Source organism: Natrinema sp. 1APR25-10V2, assembly GCF_031626495.1.
In the GTDB taxonomy this organism is placed as follows: Archaea; Halobacteriota; Halobacteria; order Halobacteriales; family Natrialbaceae; genus Natrinema.
The window spans coordinates 1-19,619 of the sequence record NZ_JAMQOJ010000009.1 but is presented as its reverse complement, the minus strand read 5'-3'; the positions used below and the strand labels follow the sequence as shown (position 1 = coordinate 19,619).

21 protein-coding genes and 2 pseudogenes are annotated in these 19,619 nt (G+C 56.2%); 17 read left to right on the top strand and 6 right to left on the bottom strand.

Going from position 1 to position 19,619, the window contains the following annotated elements; all coding sequences use genetic code 11:
* Window positions 1-30: 30 nt before the first annotated feature.
* The 7 genes and pseudogenes from NDO75_RS24290 (at window position 31) to NDO75_RS24260 (ending at window position 4,442) form a co-directional block, all read left to right on the top strand.
* On the top strand, window positions 31-411 hold the full coding sequence (locus NDO75_RS24290; RefSeq protein WP_310909218.1) for a hypothetical protein: 381 nt from the start codon (window positions 31-33) through the stop codon (window positions 409-411).
* A gap of 67 nt (window positions 412-478) precedes the next feature.
* On the top strand, window positions 479-1,141 hold the full coding sequence (locus NDO75_RS24285) for a DUF6735 family protein (RefSeq protein ID WP_310909217.1): 663 nt from the start codon (window positions 479-481) through the stop codon (window positions 1,139-1,141).
* Between the two features lie 138 nt (window positions 1,142-1,279).
* Window positions 1,280-2,497, top strand: coding sequence for a hypothetical protein (locus NDO75_RS24280; protein WP_310909216.1), 1,218 nt, complete (start codon window positions 1,280-1,282; stop codon window positions 2,495-2,497).
* 95 nt (window positions 2,498-2,592) lie between these two features.
* Window positions 2,593-3,009: a hypothetical protein gene (locus NDO75_RS24275; RefSeq protein ID WP_310909215.1), complete on the top strand. Its 417-nt coding sequence runs from the start codon at window positions 2,593-2,595 to the stop codon at window positions 3,007-3,009.
* 103 nt (window positions 3,010-3,112) lie between these two features.
* Entirely contained in the window at window positions 3,113-3,604 is a 492-nt protein-coding gene (locus NDO75_RS24270; RefSeq protein ID WP_310909214.1) for a hypothetical protein, read from the top strand.
* A gap of 3 nt (window positions 3,605-3,607) precedes the next feature.
* Window positions 3,608-3,973: pseudogene (locus NDO75_RS24265) on the top strand (hypothetical protein).
* A gap of 73 nt (window positions 3,974-4,046) precedes the next feature.
* On the top strand, window positions 4,047-4,442 hold the full coding sequence (locus tag NDO75_RS24260) for a hypothetical protein (RefSeq protein WP_310909213.1): 396 nt from the start codon (window positions 4,047-4,049) through the stop codon (window positions 4,440-4,442).
* A 3-nt stretch (window positions 4,443-4,445) separates the two neighbouring features.
* Here NDO75_RS24260 and NDO75_RS24255 read toward each other — a convergent pair whose 3' ends face one another.
* From NDO75_RS24255 to NDO75_RS24245, 3 genes and pseudogenes are all read right to left on the bottom strand, one after another.
* Window positions 4,446-5,684 carry a hypothetical protein gene (locus NDO75_RS24255; protein ID WP_310909212.1) on the bottom strand — a complete coding sequence of 413 codons (1,239 nt, stop codon included), beginning with the start codon at window positions 5,682-5,684 and terminating at the stop codon, window positions 4,446-4,448.
* A complete protein-coding gene (locus tag NDO75_RS24250) occupies window positions 5,647-6,831 on the bottom strand; it encodes an AAA family ATPase (RefSeq protein WP_310909211.1) in 1,185 nt (394 codons plus the stop codon). Before NDO75_RS24250 ends, NDO75_RS24255 begins: the two co-directional genes overlap by 38 nt.
* An 88-nt stretch (window positions 6,832-6,919) precedes the next feature.
* A pseudogene (locus NDO75_RS24245) lies at window positions 6,920-8,283 on the bottom strand (restriction endonuclease).
* Window positions 8,284-8,406: 123 nt separating this feature from the next.
* Between NDO75_RS24245 and NDO75_RS24240 the strand changes: the two are divergent.
* The 8 genes from NDO75_RS24240 (at window position 8,407) to NDO75_RS24205 (ending at window position 14,367) form a co-directional block, all read left to right on the top strand.
* Window positions 8,407-8,811 (top strand): DUF6166 domain-containing protein, encoded by a 405-nt coding sequence (locus NDO75_RS24240; RefSeq protein WP_310909210.1) that lies wholly within the window; start codon window positions 8,407-8,409, stop codon window positions 8,809-8,811.
* A gap of 19 nt (window positions 8,812-8,830) precedes the next feature.
* The gene (locus NDO75_RS24235) at window positions 8,831-9,109 is read left to right on the top strand and encodes a hypothetical protein (protein WP_310909209.1); all 279 of its coding nucleotides are present in this window, start codon (window positions 8,831-8,833) and stop codon (window positions 9,107-9,109) included.
* Between the two features lie 40 nt (window positions 9,110-9,149).
* Window positions 9,150-9,821, top strand: a complete 672-nt coding sequence (locus NDO75_RS24230; RefSeq protein WP_310909208.1) for an RNA polymerase subunit sigma-70 — start codon at window positions 9,150-9,152, stop codon at window positions 9,819-9,821.
* A 71-nt stretch (window positions 9,822-9,892) separates the two neighbouring features.
* Window positions 9,893-10,114 (top strand): hypothetical protein, encoded by a 222-nt coding sequence (locus NDO75_RS24225; RefSeq protein WP_224338311.1) that lies wholly within the window; start codon window positions 9,893-9,895, stop codon window positions 10,112-10,114.
* Between the two features lie 153 nt (window positions 10,115-10,267).
* On the top strand, window positions 10,268-11,683 hold the full coding sequence (locus NDO75_RS24220; protein ID WP_310909207.1) for an ATP-binding protein: 1,416 nt from the start codon (window positions 10,268-10,270) through the stop codon (window positions 11,681-11,683).
* 82 nt (window positions 11,684-11,765) lie between these two features.
* A complete protein-coding gene (locus tag NDO75_RS24215) occupies window positions 11,766-12,185 on the top strand; it encodes a hypothetical protein (protein ID WP_310909206.1) in 420 nt (139 codons plus the stop codon).
* Between the two features lie 177 nt (window positions 12,186-12,362).
* Window positions 12,363-13,358: a DUF6610 family protein gene (locus tag NDO75_RS24210; protein ID WP_310909205.1), complete on the top strand. Its 996-nt coding sequence runs from the start codon at window positions 12,363-12,365 to the stop codon at window positions 13,356-13,358.
* 82 nt (window positions 13,359-13,440) lie between these two features.
* Window positions 13,441-14,367: an ArdC-like ssDNA-binding domain-containing protein gene (locus tag NDO75_RS24205; RefSeq protein ID WP_310909204.1), complete on the top strand. Its 927-nt coding sequence runs from the start codon at window positions 13,441-13,443 to the stop codon at window positions 14,365-14,367.
* Between the two features lie 12 nt (window positions 14,368-14,379).
* On the opposite strand, the gene NDO75_RS24200 is transcribed toward NDO75_RS24205, so the two are convergent.
* A complete protein-coding gene (locus NDO75_RS24200) occupies window positions 14,380-14,757 on the bottom strand; it encodes a hypothetical protein (RefSeq protein ID WP_310909203.1) in 378 nt (125 codons plus the stop codon).
* Between the two features lie 375 nt (window positions 14,758-15,132).
* Here NDO75_RS24200 and NDO75_RS27820 point away from each other — a divergent pair, with 375 nt between their 5' ends.
* Window positions 15,133-15,480: a hypothetical protein gene (locus tag NDO75_RS27820; RefSeq protein WP_345784919.1), complete on the top strand. Its 348-nt coding sequence runs from the start codon at window positions 15,133-15,135 to the stop codon at window positions 15,478-15,480.
* 51 nt (window positions 15,481-15,531) lie between these two features.
* The gene (locus tag NDO75_RS24190; protein ID WP_310909202.1) at window positions 15,532-15,855 is read left to right on the top strand and encodes a hypothetical protein; all 324 of its coding nucleotides are present in this window, start codon (window positions 15,532-15,534) and stop codon (window positions 15,853-15,855) included.
* A gap of 563 nt (window positions 15,856-16,418) precedes the next feature.
* Here NDO75_RS24190 and NDO75_RS24185 read toward each other — a convergent pair.
* Both NDO75_RS24185 and NDO75_RS24180 read right to left on the bottom strand, forming a co-directional pair.
* A complete protein-coding gene (locus NDO75_RS24185) occupies window positions 16,419-17,687 on the bottom strand; it encodes an orc1/cdc6 family replication initiation protein (RefSeq protein WP_310909201.1) in 1,269 nt (422 codons plus the stop codon).
* 175 nt (window positions 17,688-17,862) lie between these two features.
* Window positions 17,863-19,619 (bottom strand): type B DNA-directed DNA polymerase (locus NDO75_RS24180; RefSeq protein WP_310909200.1); only part of this gene is annotated, 1,757 nt, incomplete at its 5' end.

Sequence of the window (19,619 nt, the reverse complement as noted above, 5' to 3'; positions counted from 1 at the left end):
GGTGCGGGGGCGACCCCGTGAAGTCCAGACATGGCGACACTGCAAGCTGCGACGACATCGACCGGCGCGATCGTATCGGATCCGCAGGCAGTCCGCGAGCTCTGTGAGAGCTACTGCTTCGGGACGCTCAACTGGGAGGTGACCGAAGACGGAGAGCTCACCATCTGGGGGTACGATGATTTCGAGGTGTACGAGGCGCGGGAGAACGGCCTCCCGGACTACGAGGGCGGGATCGTGACCCACGCATTCCTGCGAGAACTCGCCAACCACCTCGAAGCCGACGAAGAACTCGATATCCAGACAGCGGGGTTCACCAAGTGCCGCTTCCCCGTGCTGGCGAAGCGGTACGTCGTTCGCGACGGCGAAGTCCTCCACGCGGACCTCAGTTCTCCCGACTCGATCGACGAGTAGAGTTGTTCGTCCCCCGGGAGGGGTGCGGGGCGATCCAGTCGCGGTCACCCCGTGAGGTGATTGCTCGATGGGACAACGCGCACTCGTTGCGTACGAACGCATTGACGGACAGTACACGCTCCACTACAGCCACTGGGGCGCAGCGAACCTGAAGCTCAAGCACCGAATCTCGGCTGAGTCGCCGTTCGGTGGAGACGACACTGACTCCAAGTGGGCGAAACAACTGCTGGCGGAACTGGCCGATGGCCTCGAGGCAGATGCGGTCGACGGTTATCTCGCCGGCGAGGATCGACCATCGACGGTCGTCGAGCCGAAGCCCCGCGCCACCGGACTCACCCTCGACGAGATCGTCGCGGACCATCTCGACTATCTCCACCACGAGGCGTTCTTCGTGGTGTCGACGACGTTCGAGGTGACTGCCTATCGGACGCTGTGGTTCGGGGTCCAGTACGACTCGGAGACGGTCGAACAGGGAGAGACGGTCGGGAACGGCGCGCTCGCGACGGTGCGCTGGTACGACTGCGAGCCGGTCGGCGACGGCAACCTGCAGGGCCAGTTCGCGGCTCTCAAAGACGTCGGCGGCGACATGATCGGCAAGGGCGTCTTCACGCCGTCGACGGCGAGGCAGTACCTGAAACGGAAGCTGGCCGAGCGGGTCGGAAATCAACAGGAGCTGCTCATTCCGACCGGAGAATCACCCTTCGAGAAGGCGAGTCTGAACCGCCCCTAGTTGTCTCTGTTTAAATTATCAGACACTGATGGTTTTTGAAGCCGTGCTGAATACACGAAGTGACTAATCAGCGGTATCGGTCAGCAGTTCATAGGGTGGGGAAAGTACCAATATGTTGGACCAGTGAATTTCTCGGTAATGGCAAGGAATCGAAGTGCTCTATTCTGTGATTACAATTTCCTCGACCTGAAAAGAGAGAAGCAGGAAGAAATGAAGAACGAGATCTCATCGCTCACCTCGGAAGAGTTAGATGAGAACAGTACGGACTCACTTGCGATAATTTTCTCTTCAAAATATACCCCTTCTCAGATCGAACTTCACGATGTTATCAAAAAGGACGGAGGACAGGTTGAGAAAGAAGTTCAAAACCGAGCTGGGATTCCAACCCCCGGTCGAGGCACACCGACTAGGAAATACGAGAGGCTGAAGGTAAAGTTCCAGTTTGACGGGGAGAAGAAACTATTCCGTTACAAGCCTAGCAGCTACAATTTCAGCCCTCCATTGTACGACAAGCTCAGAAAGAGTGAGGTTGTGAGATACTTTGATTTCCGGACGCAGAACCGGGATGCTGAAGAGGTGAAAGAGGAACTCCACTCTGATATCGAGGATTGGAAGGATGATGTCCGGTTGTGGGTTGAGAACCTCAATTCCGACATCAGGCAGATGCGGGAGAAATTTGAAAACAAAGCTCGTTCGGCGATTGAAAGGCGTCGGGGCGAGGTTGAAACCAAGACAAAGGTTATGGAGGATCTCGGTGTCGATACAGGTGGTTCTGGAAGTCAGGGGTTCGTAGTCCCTGAGAAGAAGCGGAGTATTGAGCTTCCGAAGCTTGAGGACAGCAGTTCGCCGGATATTGTCCCAGACAATCATTATTTGGAGATTCTCGGGATTATCGATGATCTGGGAGTGAATATCGAACGATCTGCTGAAAGGGTTCGAGATCTGGATGAGGAGTCCCTCCGTGATATTTTTCTCGCAGGGATCAACTCTCACTACGCAGGGATTGCACAGGGCGAGTCTTTCAACCGAAGTGGAAAGACTGATATTCTGCTTCCGTACGAAAACCGGAATTTGTTCGTTGCAGAGTGCAAGTTCTGGTCTGGACAGGCTCAGTTCGTAGACGCTATGGACCAGCTCTTGGGGAATCTAACGATCCGGGATTCACATGCGTGTTTGATGATGTTCTCTAGGAGAGCGAGGTTCGACGAGATACGTGGGAAAGCGGAGAAGGCGACGAAGAGTCACAAGCAATTTGAGACAAAGTTACCGGGTTACGATAATCACGACGTGTACCGATTCAACATCGACTCAGGTACACCAGTCAGGGTCGCTGTCAAAGTATTCAACCTGAAATAATCGAGTGGGGCGACAGCCTAGTTCAAGCTACTTCGTGGCAGCTGCTGTTTTTCAGGGGTCGGAATGGGTGAGCCCCGCCGTAGGCTCGTGATTCGATGACCTCAGACGACGACCCGTTTCACGACTGCGAGTTGGATCCCGAGGCGATCCTCGGGACACACACCTTCGAAGACGTCATGTTTACCGACGAGACGGAAACCCCGGTGAACGTGCTGACCGGCGAGACACCGGCACATTCGCGAGCGACAGTCGAGGAAGCGAAGGAGTTCGCTGCGAGTATCGCCACGGAGACGCCCCAGATCGCGCTCCCCGCATCCGTCGAGTCGCAGATAGAAACACAGAGCAAGCCCTACACGCCGGCCGCATTCTTCCACTTCAAGGCGACAGGCTCGCTCGAACGGCACCGCGCCTACCACGCCGCCTACGAGGCGGACGCGTTCGCCGTCGACTTCGAGGCCGACTACGAATCGGGCGACCTGACCATCACTGTCGAACGAGCGGACGAATCCTGAGTATTCACCGTCACGAGCAGGTTTTTCGAGCGCCGGCGATGGGTGCCGGCGCAGCTGGAGCGAGCAACGACACCCGGTGCGTCGGCGTTTCGAGGTGTTCGAGATGCATATGGTGATTTACGCACTCGTAGAGGCATCGACGCACGACGACGCGCTGGCCACCGGAAAGTCGGTGTTCGACCGCCTGGTCGGCACGGACCCACACGCCGGCGCCGTCTTCGATTACTACGTGACCTTTGACGAGGAGGACACGTTCGTTGCAGGGAAGGCACGATGGGGAGAGTTGCCGACTGCAGCCCCCGTCGCCTCTGATGACGGCCAGGACCTCCTCGAGCATGGTTGGGAGGCGACGAAAGAAGAGTTCGAGCGCAACCTTGATCGGGTGAAAGAGGCACTCGACGAACTCTCCGACGAGGAGATCATGCGCGACGAGGACCTCGCCCGGCACGCCTTCCACCAGGTCGGTGCGTACGACGGCCCGACGATCTTCCTGTACACCGAACACGGAACTGGCATTCGCCACCGTGGACAGCTGGATCGACTCCTCGATGAGAGTGAGGAACTCTGGATCGTGCCCGCTGACGTCCACTTCTGAATAATGCCTCCCATCACCAATTGGCGACGGGAGAGCCGCTCGCCGACAATCGCGTATCGGAACACCGAGACCGGTGCGCGAGCCGTCCTGCATCGAGCGCCGGACTCCTACCGGTACAAATGACGTGGGGCAATCCTCGTCAACGGCTACCCGGTCTGGTCGCGGGGATACGAGACGAAGGACGCGACATCGTTCCGGGACGAGCTCCGGGAGCGGCCCGCACCGGACCTCAGCTGCCCGGAGTGTCCGAACGACGACGTTCGCGTCGGCGAGAAGTCAGCAGACGGGGCGAAAGTCCAGCGGTGGTACGACTGCCCCGACTGTGGATACGAAGCCCCCTCACGCATCGTCTACGGCGCCGAACGGTGAGTGAGTGAGCGCTGGGCGCTGTTTTTCGGCCGGGCACGAGGTGGTGGCCCGGTACGGTCGGGTTAGTCAACCAATGACCCTTGAAGTACTTGATCGACACAGTGAGGCACTGTTCGAGTTCCTCTGGTGTCCCGTCTGCGGGCAGGAGGTCTTCACACACATCCCCTTCGAGGGGGTGTTCTGCAAGAACTGCAACACCCAAGTCGAACTCCAAGAATCCCGAGAGACACGCGGCTACGAGGAGGCCGTGCTCGCCTGCTTTGATATAAGCACGACCTGGAATCTCCACGTCGACGAGAAACTGCGTCGCGACCTTCCTGATGGGTCGGCGCGAGTGAAGATCCTCGGCGCACCGGGCGCCTACAAGGTCGACTGGTGGAGTCCGGAGCTCGGTGAGGACTGGGAGCCTGTCGAGCGTGGGGAGTTCGACGACGTTGAGGAGTCAGACGAGGTGGCGCATCTCGCGTAGTATCTACCAATAGATCCCAATTGGTTTGATTTCAAGCTCCACATCCTCGTCATTCTGGACATGGTCTTCCTCTCCCGTTATAGTCTCCCAGAGCAATTCGGCTTTATCGTCACTATCTACATCGGCATCAAGTTCCTCTAATACATGTTCTACCTCATCACGAGCCTCAGTATAGTCCTCAAACTCGCTATCAGCTGTAACGTCATCCGAAGCGAATGTTGTAAGGTCAGAATCCTCAAGTGAATATCCTCGGGTTTCGAGACCCGATTGCAGATCAGATAATAGCTCTTCGAGATTCTTCTCAACATCAATTGACACCTCGGATTTTCCGCCCTCTTTTTCTAAGTTCAGCAGGGCAGTTTTTAATGCCATATTTACCTGTCTTGCTTGATCAGGAAAATGGTCCTCAAGAACCCGCGTGAGTCTAAGAGGGGTCCAATCCACCTCATTTGAGATCACGCGCCCATATATTGTAAACTCCGTATTGTCGGAAAACACTGTTAATGGGTCGTCCCAAAGGGAGTCGCGATTGAGATACGCTACGATAGAAATTGGCTTACCTTCTTCAGCAGAGTCGAGATTATGTATATGTTGAATATGGCCCTCTACTATCCTGTAGTTGGCGGCATCAATCTTTACTGGGACCTGATTACCAAATAGTGAAGAGAGGAACCCCGAAACAGCGTCAAGCTCCTCACGTGGAATATCCTCAATAGACTCTTGCAGTTCCTCAATATCCTCAAACGTATTAGTCAGATATTCAAGTATTTTGAAGACTCTATACGACTCAGCTACATTTACATAGCCATCCAATTCGATGATTTCACTTCTCGTAACTTCCTCAACCTCCAGTCCTTCCTCGGAAGGGAGAAGAAGCTGATTTTGTCGTGATTCATAGAGTTCATCAAATCGGGATTGAATTACGGACCTCTGGATAGTTTCAGAGCCACTCCTCTCCAGAGTTTCCGACTCATTAATTCGATTATAGCCGGTCCCTTTGTACGAGAGGCCTTTATTACTCTTCCCGAGCTCTCGGTTTACGGACTCTGAACGAGTGATTAGGCTCTCGGTGATCTCGCCCTCCAAAGAGGCCAGTAAACTCACAACGCTTGTTTCATCAAGATATATGAATTCGCGAAGTGGTTCAGGGTCATCATCACTCTCCTCAGAAAATCTCGATTTAATCCAATCTATCACTCCCATATCATTCACCTGTTGCTTCAACAGCCCGAAGGAGATCATCTTGAGTTACAAGATCCCCTTCTCGCCTAATCGATATTGTGACGGCACGGCTAAAGACCCCTGATAAGTCTGCTCCAGTCCATCCTTCTGTAGATTGGGCAAGTAATTCTAAGTCAACAGATTCGCTGAAATCGACATCCTTAGTGATTTTTTCGATGATCTCTTTTCTCTCAGGTTGTGCCGGTTTCGAGAATTCGATTTTCCGGTCAAATCGCCCTGGTCGAATGATTGCAGGATCAACCTCATCAAGGGCATTGGTTGCACCAATTACGACAACATCATTCAGTGGTTCGAATCCATCCAGTTCTGTGAGAAGTTGGGCAACTATTTTGCGCTGAAATTGTTTTGTATCTCCTCGATCTGGAGCAATACTATCTACTTCGTCCATAAAGATGATAGCACGTTCTTGTTCTTTGGCATGTGAAAATATTTCTCGTATAATATCTTCTGTTTCCCCATACCATTTGTTGATGATCTCCGGTCCATTGACGAGATAGATACTAGATTCTGTTTCTTTAGCTACAGCCTTAGCAAGCAAGGTCTTTCCCGTCCCTGGAGGTCCGTGGAAAAGTATTCCTGTATCCGGTTTGACCCCGTGCTTCTCAAACCTATTTATATCATTATCAGACTCTCGCAGTGGTATCTCGACGACGTCCTTTACCTCCTCTATAGTCTCTGTTAATCCCCCTACATCATCATACCCTGAATCAACCTCACTAATCTCCCCAGGTTCTTTTAAATATGATTCTGCTCTGCTCTTCTCCTCAAACCGGTCTTCTATTCCCTTTGGCGCGATCGCTTCACTCGAGATTGTTGAGGTTATCATACCTCCATAGATCTTAACCGTCTCACCCCTCTCTGGATTTTCAGAGTCAAGAGAGTCACATATTTCTACACGACTATTTCGCTCAACGAGGTACTCGTTTTCGCTGACACGCTCTCGAATAATGCCGACAGAAGGGGATGCCCGCCCAATTGCGTCAGCCGCCGCTCTTCGGTCTTGAGTAATCCAAACTTCAACTAGGTCACCAACCGATCTATCACCTTCGGTATTATCTTCAACAACAACTTCCTGTCCCCCAATCTGTACCTTTAGCGTATCCTCAGTAGGACTCGTCGATCTAACGGGGGCAAAATGGATATCCATACTCAGCTTCTTGGGTTTGATTATGATTTAGAGGGCTGTTTGAAGTAGTTTAGCCCTCTGTATCTATCCGCGTGAGAACGCAACCGGTCTAAATGATGCCGCCGATGACGATGAGGCCGACGACGAGCAGCAGCGTCGCAACCACGCTTCCCCCGGCGAGTAACTTGTTCTCCATCGCTTTCTCGTGGACGGACATGTTGGCGTACTCCTCGCGGAACGCCTCGAGGTTCTGATCGTCGTAGAAGTACTTCGTCTTCAGCGCGAACCGTTCCGTCACCGCACAGCCCGCACAAATCGGCTCGCCTTCCAGCCGCTCCGTTTTGATGTGGCTGGAGCAGGCAATGGCCCCGCAGTTCGGACAGTAGGTGTACGTCTCGTCGCCGCCGCTCGTGTCACAGTGGACGCACTGATGGATGCCGTCCTCGGCGGTTACTCGTGACGGGCCTGCCGCGTAGTACTCGTAGGGGTAGGTGTACTCCTGGATGTCAGTGGTGTGCCGAACCTCGGGGAGGTACATTGGTTCGATCGACTGGACAGAGATGTCCGAGCGGTTCGGCTCGCAGGTCTTGTTGTACGTGACGTTGTTGTCGCCGGTGTAGGTGACCGTCGTCGTGTGATGCTGCTGGAGCCGCTCGACGGCCCACTCCTTATACTCGGTTTGGGTCTGCCCGAACCGGCCTCCTCGACGTCATCGAACACCTCCGCGAACTGCTCGGTATCGAGGTCGACCGTCGCGTGAAGGTTCTCGGTGACCAGCGTTGCGACGTCCTCGTCCGCGACCTGTGGCTGCCCGCGCTCGGCGTGGGCGACGAATCGCGATCGGTCGTTGATCCGGTGGATAACGCCCACCGACGTCTCGAAGACTGCGTTCGTGTCCGCGGTGACCGCGACCACCGGGCTGAACGTCACCGATGAGTGTGGTTCTGGGAGGTCAGCGGCCTCGATGTTCTCGATGTCGCGGAACACCTCCGCGACGGGCGCATCGACGTCGGCGGCCGGGTCGTACGGGCGTAGGGTATCGTCGCAGAGAATCTCGATGCGGCCGTTGTAGAGGTCGAGACCGATCTCGTCGGCGATCTCCCGGAGGTCCTCGCCATCAAGCAACTCGATGGGATGGGGATCGTCATTTTGCTGGAGCCGCTGGGCGTACTCTTGAGCAGGGTTCGTGAACCGGCCGGTCGTGACGACCATCCCGCGTTTCGGGCCGTCGAAGTCGAACGTCGCGATTCCCGAGTGGAGCTTCTGGACGACCGGTCGCCCGACCGTCCCCGTATGCTTGCACTCGACGATGATCGCGCGCCGGGTGCCGTCGACGACCTCCTCCATGATGACGTCGCGACCCTCGTCGGCGGTTCGCTCGGCCTGACGGACGTTCTCGTAGCCGAGATTTCGGAAGACGTCCTCTATCACGTCCTCGAACTCGAACCCTGAGAGATCGTCCAGTACAGCCATCCCGATATACCTGGACAGTACGTTGCAACTGTCAAATACGTTGCCGAACGCAGCTACGTCCTGTTTTTTGAACCCCCGAGAGGGGTGCGGGGGTGATCGAACGAGCCCCCCGCGAACCAACCTATGAGTGGAATCAGCGACCCACGCTCACACGTACAGTCACGGACTTCGGCTGATCCCGACGTCATCTACGTCGGTTACCGTCGTCGAGGCCGCGCCATCGTCGAGAAGCAATCGGACCAAGAACAGCTCACGCCAGAGCGGAGTCTCGAGCTGGCGAATCACAGTCCTTCGGGCTTCGAATGGGGATATGGTGGCAGCGGGCCGGCGCAACTCGCACTCGCCCTCCTGCTCGATTACACTGACAATGAGGAGGTGGCGCTTGCGGAGTACAAGACGTTCAAGACCGAAGTAGTGAGCCAGCTAGAGTGTACAGGACCCGACGGCTGCTGGCGACTCACCGGACGCGAGATAGATGCAGTCCTTCGTGAGATAGTCGACGATCCAGTCGCACCGTCCGTCAACTAACGATCACAGAGAGCGATCAATGTCAGAACACACCCAGCAACCTCGTACGGGCGCAGAATCGCCGCAGAACCGTGAGCGTCAGGCACCAACCGAGTACGTCGAGCGAAGCGATGTCGGCGTCTCACTCACGATCAAACTCACTCGCGGTACTGGCACCCGCGATCAAGACAAGATCACGGCCAAAGTGAAGGGCAAGACGCTCGAAGACGCCCGCGAGGATATGGAAACTCTCCGCGAGTATATCCACGACCTCGCTGAGGACACTCGCCAGATCCAGCCAGCAGACCCACACGAATAGTACTTCTTTTGACTATTGCACAGAATTGTGTAACATAGGGATGTACGAGGTGTGCGGTGAAAAGGGACTCAAGGTCATCCTCGCACTCGACCCAGGAGATTCCATCTCCGGCGTCGCGCGGAAGATCGACGAGAACCGGGAGACGATCCGTCGCGTCGTGCATCGCCTCGAAGAGGCGGGATACGTCGCGTACGACGATGGGCTCCATCTCGTCGATCAGACAATCCGAGACGGCGGTCTCGAGTTCCTGACGGCCGCAGCAGACATCTCGCCGCCGTCGATCTCGGAGGCGTACGTCCTCCCGCAGTTCGCGGGTATGGAGTATGCATTCACTGCCATCGATGCGGTCTACGTCTGGACCCGCGGTGGCTACCAGGTCGCTCGCGACCCAGAGGACTATCCGCTGTTCATCGCCGTCCACGAATCCGAACTCGACTCCTGGGCGGAGTTCTTCGATCGATTCGGAATCCCGACTGCAGAGCAGCGCCAGCCCGCTGACGACCTCAATAGTGCGATTCAGGTGGTGCTCAAGCCGCGGCCAAAGATCGAGGCTGAGATGGTCGACGGACGGCCCGTTATCTCCCTCCAAGAAACCGTAGCGTTCGCAAACGAGCACTACGCGCACTTCCAGTCAGCACTCGACATGCTCGGCCGCATGTACGACAGCGTCGACACTGACGCGAACTACCGTCCAACTAACGTAGAGTTCTGACAAGGAATTTCTTCGACCGGGAGTGGCCTAGCAGCTGTTTTTGTCGCCTTGAGAGAGCGGAGGCGAACAAAATGAGCGACTCATCGAATCTATCCGTCGAATCAGACGGTCTCACACCGGAACAGCGTCTCGAACCACCAAACACCCGACTCATCAACGCTGGTATCGCGACTATTCATAACATGGAGACACTCCGAGCCTGCGTCGCCTACGAGAACGCGAATCAGCAGCGCATCCAGATCCTCCGCCGTCTTGAACAGCGGGCCAGCGAAATCCGCTCACAGGACGACTAACGGAACATTCGGGGATGTCTGTCGGAGCCTTAGTAGAAGAAGGATCGAATGATTGACCCACCGTATTAGGGATTAGAATATTATAGCTCAGACTATTATAGTCTGGTTCCTAACTTCGGAGCACATATGTATCTCCCGCCACGACCGGGAGGTATGGACCAGTTCGTCAATCGTATCGATGAACTCGATCGGTTGCAGACCCTCTATGAGAGTGGCACTGCAGAACTCGCAATCATCTATGGGCGCCGCCAGATCGGCAAGAGCGAACTCGTCCGCCAATCGATTGCCGACCGCGACGATGCCGTGTACTATCAGGCAGTCCAAGGGACAGCGACGACACAGCTCAGGCGATTCGTCGAGGCAGCAGCGCCGACCTATCCCGACATCACGGCCGTCAAAGAGGAGTGGGAACCGCTCTTAACGTATCTCACCGACAGAGACGCCATCATCGTTATCGACGAATTCCCGTACCTCATCGAATCGAACGAGGGACTTCCCTCTGTCATTCAACATCTGTGGGATACAGCTGTCGACGAGAGTCAGGCGACGCTCGTACTCACAGGCTCTGCAATCGGCATGATCCATACCCACGTCCTCGACGGCGGTGCGCCACTCTACGGACGGGTGTCCCAGACACCAAATGGCCGCCTCGAACTCACCCAGCTGCCGTTTCGCTCCATCCAAGAGTTCGTGCCGACGTACGATCCCGAAGAACGGGTGTTCGTCTATGGCGTCTTCGGCGGCACACCCCGATATCTCAGCCCGCTCGATCCATCACAGAGCCTCGGAGAGAACATCACGCGGCTGCTGTGCGACCCGGATGGCCCACTCCACGACGAGCCCGAAACCGTCCTCCAGATGGAGCTCAACGAGGTGAACACGTATTTCTCCGTGCTGGAATCGATGGCCAGCGGGAACCGCAGTCGAAACGAGATCGCCCAAGGAGCCGGCATCGAGAGCACCAACACGTCGTACTACTTCGACCGGCTGGAAACCCTCCAGATCATCGAGAAACATCATCCGGCACTCGCCGATCCGGCGCGCAGCAAGCGGACGCGATACCAGATTCGAGATCCCGTATTCCGGTTTTACTTCCGGTATCTCTACGGCCGCGAGGGACAGTACGAACTCTACGGCGAGAACGCCTACGCGGATCTCATCGAACCGGAATTGCCCGACTTCGTCAGCGAAACGTTCGAATCGCTCTGTCACCAGGCAGTGCCGGCGCTCTATGCAGACTACCAGCTCACACAGGTGCCAAGCCAGTGGTGGTACAAGGGCCAGGAAGTAGATGTCGTCGCACCAACTGACGAGTCAACGCTGATCGCTGGCGAAGCGAAATTTACCAACACCCCCCTCGGCTATGACGTGCTCGCGGACCTCGAAGACGACGTGGAGCAAATCGATTGGACACCCACCGGAGGTGGTGAGCCGACGTATGAATTCGCCTTGTTCAGCCGCTCTGGGTTCAAACGCTCCGTCGAGGAAGCTGCAGACGAGCGTGATGATCTCCGACTATTCGATCTCTCCGATATCGTTGCCATTCTCGAGAGTGGAACCACCCATTAACGCCGGAGGGTAACAGCTGGGGATAGTTTTTCTCCCCCAAAGGGGTGCAGGGGAATCAAACGTACCCCCAGAGGCGAACCAAATGAAAGAAACCAACGAGACGACAGCGTATCGAATAACGATCACTCTCGATAGCGCCGAGCTTCCCGTCGACGAGCAAGTCCGCAACGCGCTTCTCACCGAGTTCCGTTCACGAGTCGGCCATCTTGTCGAAGGGCTTCGTGGCATCGACGCTGAGCAAGATGACATCGACATCAGTACTGGCTACCGATATGCGCAAGTTCCGGCAACGTGCCCACTCTGTAGCGAGCGACTCGATCTCCAGAGCGTCCATCTCGATACAGAGAACGGAGCCCTGGCTAGCGCGGTGTGTTCGAGCGATGGGTGTGACTGGAGCGGTGATGCAGTTTATCGAATCATCGACCTCGAGGGCAGCGAAAGCGACGCCTTCGAGAGTAGTGTACTGACCGGGGATATCGCGCCGGACTACCTCCCTTACTGAACTGAGATCTGCGAGGTATCTCTGCTGAGCCGACAACGTAGCAGCCCCCACAGGGAACCAGCCCGATTAACCAACAGGAACCGTACAACAGCAACCGATGTTGGTTAACGGCTAGCCGCCGGTAGCAGTTTTTCTCCCCCAGGAGGGGGCGCGGGGCGAGTTCCGCGTTGATTCATTATGGCACTCACAGCGAAGACAACCAGCAACGCAGCCAGTGAAATTGCAGCTGCTCGGCAGGCCGATCAAATAGCGTTCCTCCATCGAGTTCCGTTCGCATTAGATGCATTCAGCCTCGGTTTTCTCACTGGATTTCGCGAGGACTGTACCTACCAACAGCAGCAGTTCAAAGCGTTAGAGTTGCCTGTCGGGATGCTCGATAACGATTTTCGAAATCCAGACCTTGATCGGTACGTCGAGCGCTTTTTTGAGCACGAACCCCAGGTCGGGGTGATTGGTGATGCCTACGAAGTCGAGGAGGTGGACCGATACGTCGCTGCTGCTCGCGAGATCAAAGGAAGCTACCCAGAATCGGATCTCGTCATCGTCCCCAAATGCCGTGGCGCGATTCACGCGATCCCTGATGACCTCGTCGTCGGGTACTCCCGGGGATACGCCGACCGACTTGCTCACGAGTTCTCAGAGCCGAGTGATTGGCGTGGTCGTCGTGTCCACATCCTCGGTGGAAGTCCGTCGAAACAATTGGACGTCATTAAGCAGCTCACCCGTCCCACACTGACGGAGGATCCACCCGCAGATATCGTCGGCCTTGACTGGAATGGTCTTCACCGTGGCGCACAGTTCGGCGAGTTCTGGACAGCTAATGGGTGGGACGACAGTGGTCGCGACGCCGAGCACATGACGATCCGAAAAACCGTCCGGTGCAGTCTCGCGAAGGTTCGAGAATTCTGGCGGGCACGAGGCGTTTGGCCTGAATCGACAACTCGGAAAGACAGCGTCGAGTATCGCGGCCCGTCACTGAGTGATATCGAGAGTCCAGCGTGTACTGAGTGCGATGTGAACGTTTGGACGACTGAACGAGGTCCCTTCGTAGCAGAGTACGATACGGGAGAGATCTGTGGGTACTGTAGCTACGACTGCTACTTCACGCATCGGCATCAGAACCAGCTCGAAGAGCTAGCCGGCGAACAAAGCGTCTACTTCCCGCCAGCCTGAGCAGCGATCTGTTTTTTGCGCCCCGAAGGGGTGCGGCGCGATCTGAATCGGCGCAGTTGCGATAATTCAAATCCTGAAAACCATGGCTACGAGTAGTGATTCGTCGGTCTCGTTCGAGAAGACCGACACCCGACACGACGAGATGCACAGTACCATCGAAGAGTGGATCGACGACCTCGTCGACCGCGTCGACGATGCACAAGCAAGTGAGGAGTTCCAGGAGTGGTTAGACGTCCAAAGTCGCTTCCACGACTATTCGCACCGAAATACGCTCCTGATCAAGTTCCAGTATCCAGAGGCAACGAAAGTCGCGGGCTACAACACGTGGCGGAACGACTTCGATCGGCACGTCCAGGAAGGCGAGCAGGCCATCTGGATCTGGGCTCCGATCATCACCAAGCGATGTCCCGAGTGTGAGAATTCGCCCAGCTACCACGAGAAAATCGGCTGTGAGTACAACGAGACGTCGGCGGATGAGTGGTCGAAAGGCCTCGTCGCGTTCAAACCAGCATCAGTCTTCGACGTCTCCCAGACGGAAGGTGAACCACTTCCCGAACTGGAGACGGCAGCGATGGGCGATGCCGACGACCTGGTGCCAGCGCTCAAAGGAGCAGCTGATGAACTTGGTGTGTCGGTACACATCGTCGATGCTGACGACTGGGAGCATGGCGACGCGAAGGGAGTCTGTAAGCACCGGAGCCTATACGACCTCAAGCCAGTTGTCGAAGCGAAAGCCCGGGCGAACCAAGCAGACCTTGTAGTCACGTTGATTCACGAGTACGCCCACGCGCTACTCCACTTCGACGTCAACGACAGTACCGAACAATCGAAACGCGAAGTCGAAGCCGAGGCCGTCGCCTACGTTGTCGGTCGGTATTTCGGACTCGACACAAGCGGATCTGCGTTCTACCTAGCAGCGTGGCAGTCGGACGATCCCGAGGCCGTTCGCGAGCGTCTCGGTCGGATCAGTCGGACGGCAGAGAAACTCATCGATAGTCTCCAAGACTAACACTCTCGACCCTCACTTGCGGAACAGTCCGGCGATTAGCATCAGACCACCAACTCCGACCGCGAAGATTGTTTGGACAGCAGAGAACCCTCCGCGAAGCGCCATTCGAGTATAATTCGGGTTTGAGTGGTAGAGGTCGCTCACAATCCCAATTATCGCATCAACTAACGGAGCTAATACATCGAAAACAAGTGCCTTTCCGAAATTTACCCCAGCCTGACCCAGACGGTACACGATAGTCACCAGGAGATTCGCCTTCCCTGTCAGGAAATGGCGGTTTGAAGGAGTGACGTACTGCCCCTTACCGTTGGTTGGGTTAAATGGCCATTTTGCGATTTTCACGGCCTCAGCGAACATTGATGCTACAAACGCGATGAGTCCTCGGAGCATCTTGTATATGAGATAGTAACTATTATCCCATTAAATTTCGCCCTCATGACTCGTTTCTCTGTAGCCATCGACGGTTCCACAGTTCTGAACAAAGAAAATGGGCTAACAGCCACGGGAAGTTTATTCTGCGCCCGCCGAGGGGCGGAGGCGCATTCTAACCTCCGTTGTATCATGACCGAACGAACTGACGACGTCGAGACACGGAACGAAGATGAAACAGAACACGAAGAGCGGGTGTACTCTCCTGATGGTGGAGTTGTAGCATCGACTCCTGCAGCTTCGCCACCTACTGAAGCGATCCAACAACCCACCATTGGCGAAGACCCGTCTCAGGAGGAACTCGAGCCTCGCACAAAGCGAGCTCGAAACGAAGAGATGGACGTCTCGCTACTCCAGAAGGGAGGAATCTACGAGGTGCGATCGGCGTCCGGGAACATCTACGAGGTCGACGTCGCGAGTGAGACGTGTACGTGTCCAGATTTCAAGAAGCGGAATCCAAGTGGTGGGTGTAAGCATCTACGGCGAGCCGATCTCGAAATTCGGGGAGGGAACGCCCCTCGTCCAGATGGCCGTCTCCCGGAAACGACGGACGTGGTCGAACAACTTGCAACGGAGATTCGCGAGCTGAATCAAGAGATCGAAGAACGCGAGGACCGTCGGCAGAAACTCGAAGCCACGGTGGCGGTTATCGAGGAAGTCTCGTTGAGTAGACGAGAAAATTAACCAACAATTCTAAGATATTGCCCAACAACGTTGGTTAACAGAACCTGTCCAATGTCCTATTCTCCACCAAACCCACCTCGAGAAGTCCCAGCAGACATCGCTTCAAAACTCGATGAGCAATCCCCGGAGGTACTCCGACAAGTCGCTCGATTCGCAGAGGAGCTTGCTGAGCATCGCGAGCGGGAGGCACGACTAGCTGAGAACGAGGAGGATAAGGAGGTCGAAGAGCGACCAGAGGATCTTCCTGATGACGTTCCGGCGAAGGCGACGATCACAATCAAGGAGATCAACGACAACCGCTACTACTACTGGCAGTGGCGGGAAGGAGATTCGGTGACGTCGAAGTACAAAGGGCCGGTGAATCCCGACGAGTAGACGAGATTGAATGTAGCCTGAAGTTTGTTACAGCACGATTCCTAGCGTAGCAGATGACACCCCCCAGAGTGTGAATGGGATCGGTTCACCCACACCCCTCGGTGTGAATGGGCTATCAACCGCCACTCTCTAACGAGACTTCACGCCGAGAGAAGGCAGAGCAACACGTGGATAGATTACGCCTCGTTTACCCCCACACCCCTCAGTGTGAATGGTCCACCACCCAGGGTACCGCGATTAAGAAGTCCTTAACAACAGAAGCCCTCACGCCGTAGGGAGAGTTCTCGCCTCAGTATCGAAGCTTCGGCTTCGGCACGAGGCCTCGCCTCTTAGAATATACTCACTTGGTGGACTGTTTAGACTACTGTATAATAAAGATAACTACAGCTGCGGTGCGGTGCAGTAGCGGATCGGGTCAGCTACCGTGGCAGAACGTGTAAGCCGCTCTCCGTGCCGTAATAGGTTCTTCAGACGAACGAGACAGCTTCTACAGCTCGAGTCCAGCTCTGTCTCTACAACCGTCGTAGCCTATGGGGGACCATTCACACCGAGGGGTGGGGGTGTCACCATTCCATCAACGTCTGGAGTTCCGGTGTTGAGTTAATCAGTCCAGTTCGTGTACTCTCGACGTCTCCTTGGAGCGAATACGACCTGAACTTACCCTGATCTCCGCCTTCCTTCTTTTTGGATTCGAGAACTCCAGTCGTCACGTGCTTGTTCAGAAGTTCGAGCGCACGATTGTACCCCTTGGGCTCTACTTCGACATCCCGTGCTACTGTTTGGTAGACCTCGTGAATCTCTGACGTCCGGAACCATTCTTTCTCCGGGTTATTCCGGTCAAGACGTGTGAGAGCAAACAGGAGTAATTTCCCGGACAACGGAGTTCCTTTCACCATCTCCATAAAGAGCTCAACTTCAACGAGTTCGTCAGCTTCGAAAACGTGCTCCGCTGTCACGACGTCGTCGCCTTCTTCATCAGCGATCTCGCCTGCATTCCGGAACAATCGGACTGCGCGTCGAGCGTCACCGTGTTCTTCAGCTGCGAGTTCAGCTGTTGTTGGAATCACCTCGTCATCGAGGACACCGTCGTAAAATGCGTCTCGTCGATTTTCGAGTATTGCGATAAGCTGATCTTCTTCGTACGGCGTGAACGTTCGGTGTTCTGGCTGGAGAGTCGATTGAACCCGTGACTCGATTTCTCCTTTGAATTCGATATCGTTCGAAATTCCGATTGTAACGACTGGGAAGTCAACGTCGTCTTTTGACTGTGCCCGTGAAAGCGTGTAGAGTACTTCGTTGACTTCCCCATGCTTGTCGATCTCATCGATAATGACGACGAGACCGCCAGAGAACTCCCTCTGAACAACGGGCCACAACTTCTGATCCCGATAATGTTCTGCCGAGAGGCCCTGATAGGGGACGTCGAGCGGGTTCTCTGCTTTCGCGTTCACCTGCTCTGCGATCTTTCGGAAGGTGGAGGTATACGTGGAGATGGGATCCGGATTAATGTACGCAGTAACGATCGGGGACTCCGTCCCCTCAGTTGCTGCCTCGAGTCGCTCACAGACGTGTCTGGCAACTAGCGTCTTCCCCGTCCCGGTTTCACCCCACTCCAGGACGTTATCCGGGACGCTATTTGTCCGCATTTTCCGGAGATTCTTCGCCAAGAACGTGATGTGACCGTCCCGACCGACGATCCGATTGGCGTCAGGAACGTTATCGATCTCGAGCAACCAGGGTTTCTCAAAAATGTCCGATCCGTCTTCGCTATTTCCTTCATCGACATTTAAGATCTCGTCGACGGTTGTTTGCGTGGAATCGTTGTTTGTCATGGACGGACCAATTCGCCCCATTCACATATAGGTTATCCACCCTCGGTGTGATTGATTCCACCCATTCACACTCCGGGGGGTCTTGCTGAAACGGAGCACCCCCCCGGAGTGTGAATGGGATTGACCCTGTCGCCCACTTCTGTTTTTGCTCACCTCAGATGATATCTGGACCTACTCATTTGTTCCGGGCCGCTGTGAACTCCGTCAGCTCCACCTCCCGTGTCTCCGCGAGTCTCCGTCGAATATCTGTACGATCCCATCCCAGCGGCAACAGCACGCTCTCAATCGCTCGAACCAGCTGCGTCTCGTAGTACGAGGCGTCGTAGGTCTCGATCTCCTCGTGGGCGAGGGCGACACGATCTCGCGAGGATTTCTCGTCGTCGACGACCACGTACTCGATATCCTGGCCCGGGTGGACTGCCAGTTCCTGCTCGCGGGCTCGCTTCAAGGCGGCCACGTTCTGGGTATTCTGTGAGTAGCCTTCCAGCGGCTTGGAGACGCGATTCCGCTCGACGAGCCGCTCCACTGCTACGTTGCCCGCCTGCAGTTCGTCGATTGCTCGTTCGAGCCGTCCGAGCACCGCGTCCGGTGACCGCGTGGCATCGAGCCGGTCGAGACAGTCCCGCTGGACGTCCTCGATGAACGGCGGGGTTGAGCGCTGCCGGGCTTCGATACCTCTGATCTTGAATTCGTCGTCACCGGCGACCTTCCCGAAGTACTTCGTCAGCGCGCCGGCGTCGCTCTCGCGCTGTGGCACGAACGCCACCCAGTCGTAGTGGGCTTCGTGTTCGAGCCGAATCTCGACGCGTTTCGTGATCTCCGTCGCGAGCGTCTCGAGGGTCTCGCGGTCATCGTCGTCGACGTCGGGGTCCGGAGTCACCCAGATGGAGTCGACGATGCCGTGGACGACGCGCCAGCCGCCAGCTTCCAGCCGTTGTTTCGCCGTCAGCAGAATCTCCCGAGCGAACGCGTTGATTGCCTCGTGGCACTCGATGCGGCCGAACTTCGCGTTGCTGAACCCTTGATAGCCGAAGCAGGCGACGAGGATCCACTTCAGCGCTCCCGACCGTCCCTCGAGTTCTGCCAGACGGTCCTCGTCGGGGTCGTCTCGTTCCTTCTCGCGACGGATGGCCGCCTTGATCTCGTCGCGAGCGTCGATGATCGGCTGTAGCACGTCGACGAGGTAGCCCTGGTCGTCGCAGATCGAGTATCCGAGGCCGGGGACGTCGTCGCGATCGCTGTGGCAGTCACACCGGATGACGTCCGGCGAGACGTTCCGGGTACAGATGATGTTCGGGTACAACGAAGAGAAGTCGAGTTCGTGGACGTTCTCGTGGAGGCCGACCTTGGGTGCGAAGATGAAGCCGCCGCGGTCGGCATCGTGGAGCGTCCCCATCGGCTTGTAGAACTCGTGGCGCCAGGAGTTCCACGGGACGAGGACGCCGCGGTGGTGGGCCTCGCAGATCTGGATCGCCGTGAGCACGTTCCCGATCGACGCCCACGCGAGCTCCTGGACGGGCTTTTTCGAGCGCGACACGAGGTCGAGGACGCCCTCGAGGTTCGTCTCCCCGTAGAAGAACGTGTTCGACTGGTCGATGATCGCCCGGCCGGGCACGTTGTACCGCGCCGGCGAGTGACCGACGCGGCCGTAGCTCGAGTACGTCGACCGGCTCGCGAGCTGCTGGTAATCGACGTCCGGCCACCGACTCAGCGAGAAGTCGTCGACGCCGGCGTCCGTCGCCATCTCGTACAGGGTCGGGACGATCTCGCTCGTCGAGCAGACCAGGATGTCCGGATCGTGTGCGTCGAGCGCCCCCTGGACGGCGGTCAGGATATCCGTCGGCGAGCCGGTGACGGTGTCGCCGGCGACAGACAGTTCCCCATAGACGTCGTTGCTCGTTTCGGTCACTGGGACGCTGAGCCGAAGCGTCG

Excerpts from the sequence above, each read along its gene's own strand:
- NDO75_RS24185 (WP_310909201.1), bottom strand. The coding sequence starts at position 17,687 with ATGACAAACAACGATTCCACGCAAACAACCGTCGACGAGATCTTAAAT.
- NDO75_RS24240 (WP_310909210.1), top strand. The coding sequence starts at position 8,407 with ATGAGTGGAATCAGCGACCCACGCTCACACGTACAGTCACGGACTTCG.
- NDO75_RS27820 (WP_345784919.1), top strand. The coding sequence starts at position 15,133 with ATGGACGTCTCGCTACTCCAGAAGGGAGGAATCTACGAGGTGCGATCG.
- NDO75_RS24275 (WP_310909215.1), top strand. The coding sequence starts at position 2,593 with ATGACCTCAGACGACGACCCGTTTCACGACTGCGAGTTGGATCCCGAG.
- NDO75_RS24280 (WP_310909216.1), top strand. The coding sequence starts at position 1,280 with ATGGCAAGGAATCGAAGTGCTCTATTCTGTGATTACAATTTCCTCGAC.
- NDO75_RS24285 (WP_310909217.1), top strand. The coding sequence starts at position 479 with ATGGGACAACGCGCACTCGTTGCGTACGAACGCATTGACGGACAGTAC.
- NDO75_RS24235 (WP_310909209.1), top strand. The coding sequence starts at position 8,831 with ATGTCAGAACACACCCAGCAACCTCGTACGGGCGCAGAATCGCCGCAG.
- NDO75_RS24220 (WP_310909207.1), top strand. The coding sequence starts at position 10,268 with ATGGACCAGTTCGTCAATCGTATCGATGAACTCGATCGGTTGCAGACC.
- NDO75_RS24250 (WP_310909211.1), bottom strand. The coding sequence starts at position 6,831 with ATGGATATCCATTTTGCCCCCGTTAGATCGACGAGTCCTACTGAGGAT.
- NDO75_RS24230 (WP_310909208.1), top strand. The coding sequence starts at position 9,150 with ATGTACGAGGTGTGCGGTGAAAAGGGACTCAAGGTCATCCTCGCACTC.
- NDO75_RS24290 (WP_310909218.1), top strand. The coding sequence starts at position 31 with ATGGCGACACTGCAAGCTGCGACGACATCGACCGGCGCGATCGTATCG.
- NDO75_RS24225 (WP_224338311.1), top strand. The coding sequence starts at position 9,893 with ATGAGCGACTCATCGAATCTATCCGTCGAATCAGACGGTCTCACACCG.
- NDO75_RS24255 (WP_310909212.1), bottom strand. The coding sequence starts at position 5,684 with ATGATCTCCTTCGGGCTGTTGAAGCAACAGGTGAATGATATGGGAGTG.
- NDO75_RS24210 (WP_310909205.1), top strand. The coding sequence starts at position 12,363 with ATGGCACTCACAGCGAAGACAACCAGCAACGCAGCCAGTGAAATTGCA.
- NDO75_RS24200 (WP_310909203.1), bottom strand. The coding sequence starts at position 14,757 with ATGCTCCGAGGACTCATCGCGTTTGTAGCATCAATGTTCGCTGAGGCC.
- NDO75_RS24270 (WP_310909214.1), top strand. The coding sequence starts at position 3,113 with ATGCATATGGTGATTTACGCACTCGTAGAGGCATCGACGCACGACGAC.
- NDO75_RS24260 (WP_310909213.1), top strand. The coding sequence starts at position 4,047 with ATGACCCTTGAAGTACTTGATCGACACAGTGAGGCACTGTTCGAGTTC.
- NDO75_RS24190 (WP_310909202.1), top strand. The coding sequence starts at position 15,532 with ATGTCCTATTCTCCACCAAACCCACCTCGAGAAGTCCCAGCAGACATC.
- NDO75_RS24215 (WP_310909206.1), top strand. The coding sequence starts at position 11,766 with ATGAAAGAAACCAACGAGACGACAGCGTATCGAATAACGATCACTCTC.
- NDO75_RS24205 (WP_310909204.1), top strand. The coding sequence starts at position 13,441 with ATGGCTACGAGTAGTGATTCGTCGGTCTCGTTCGAGAAGACCGACACC.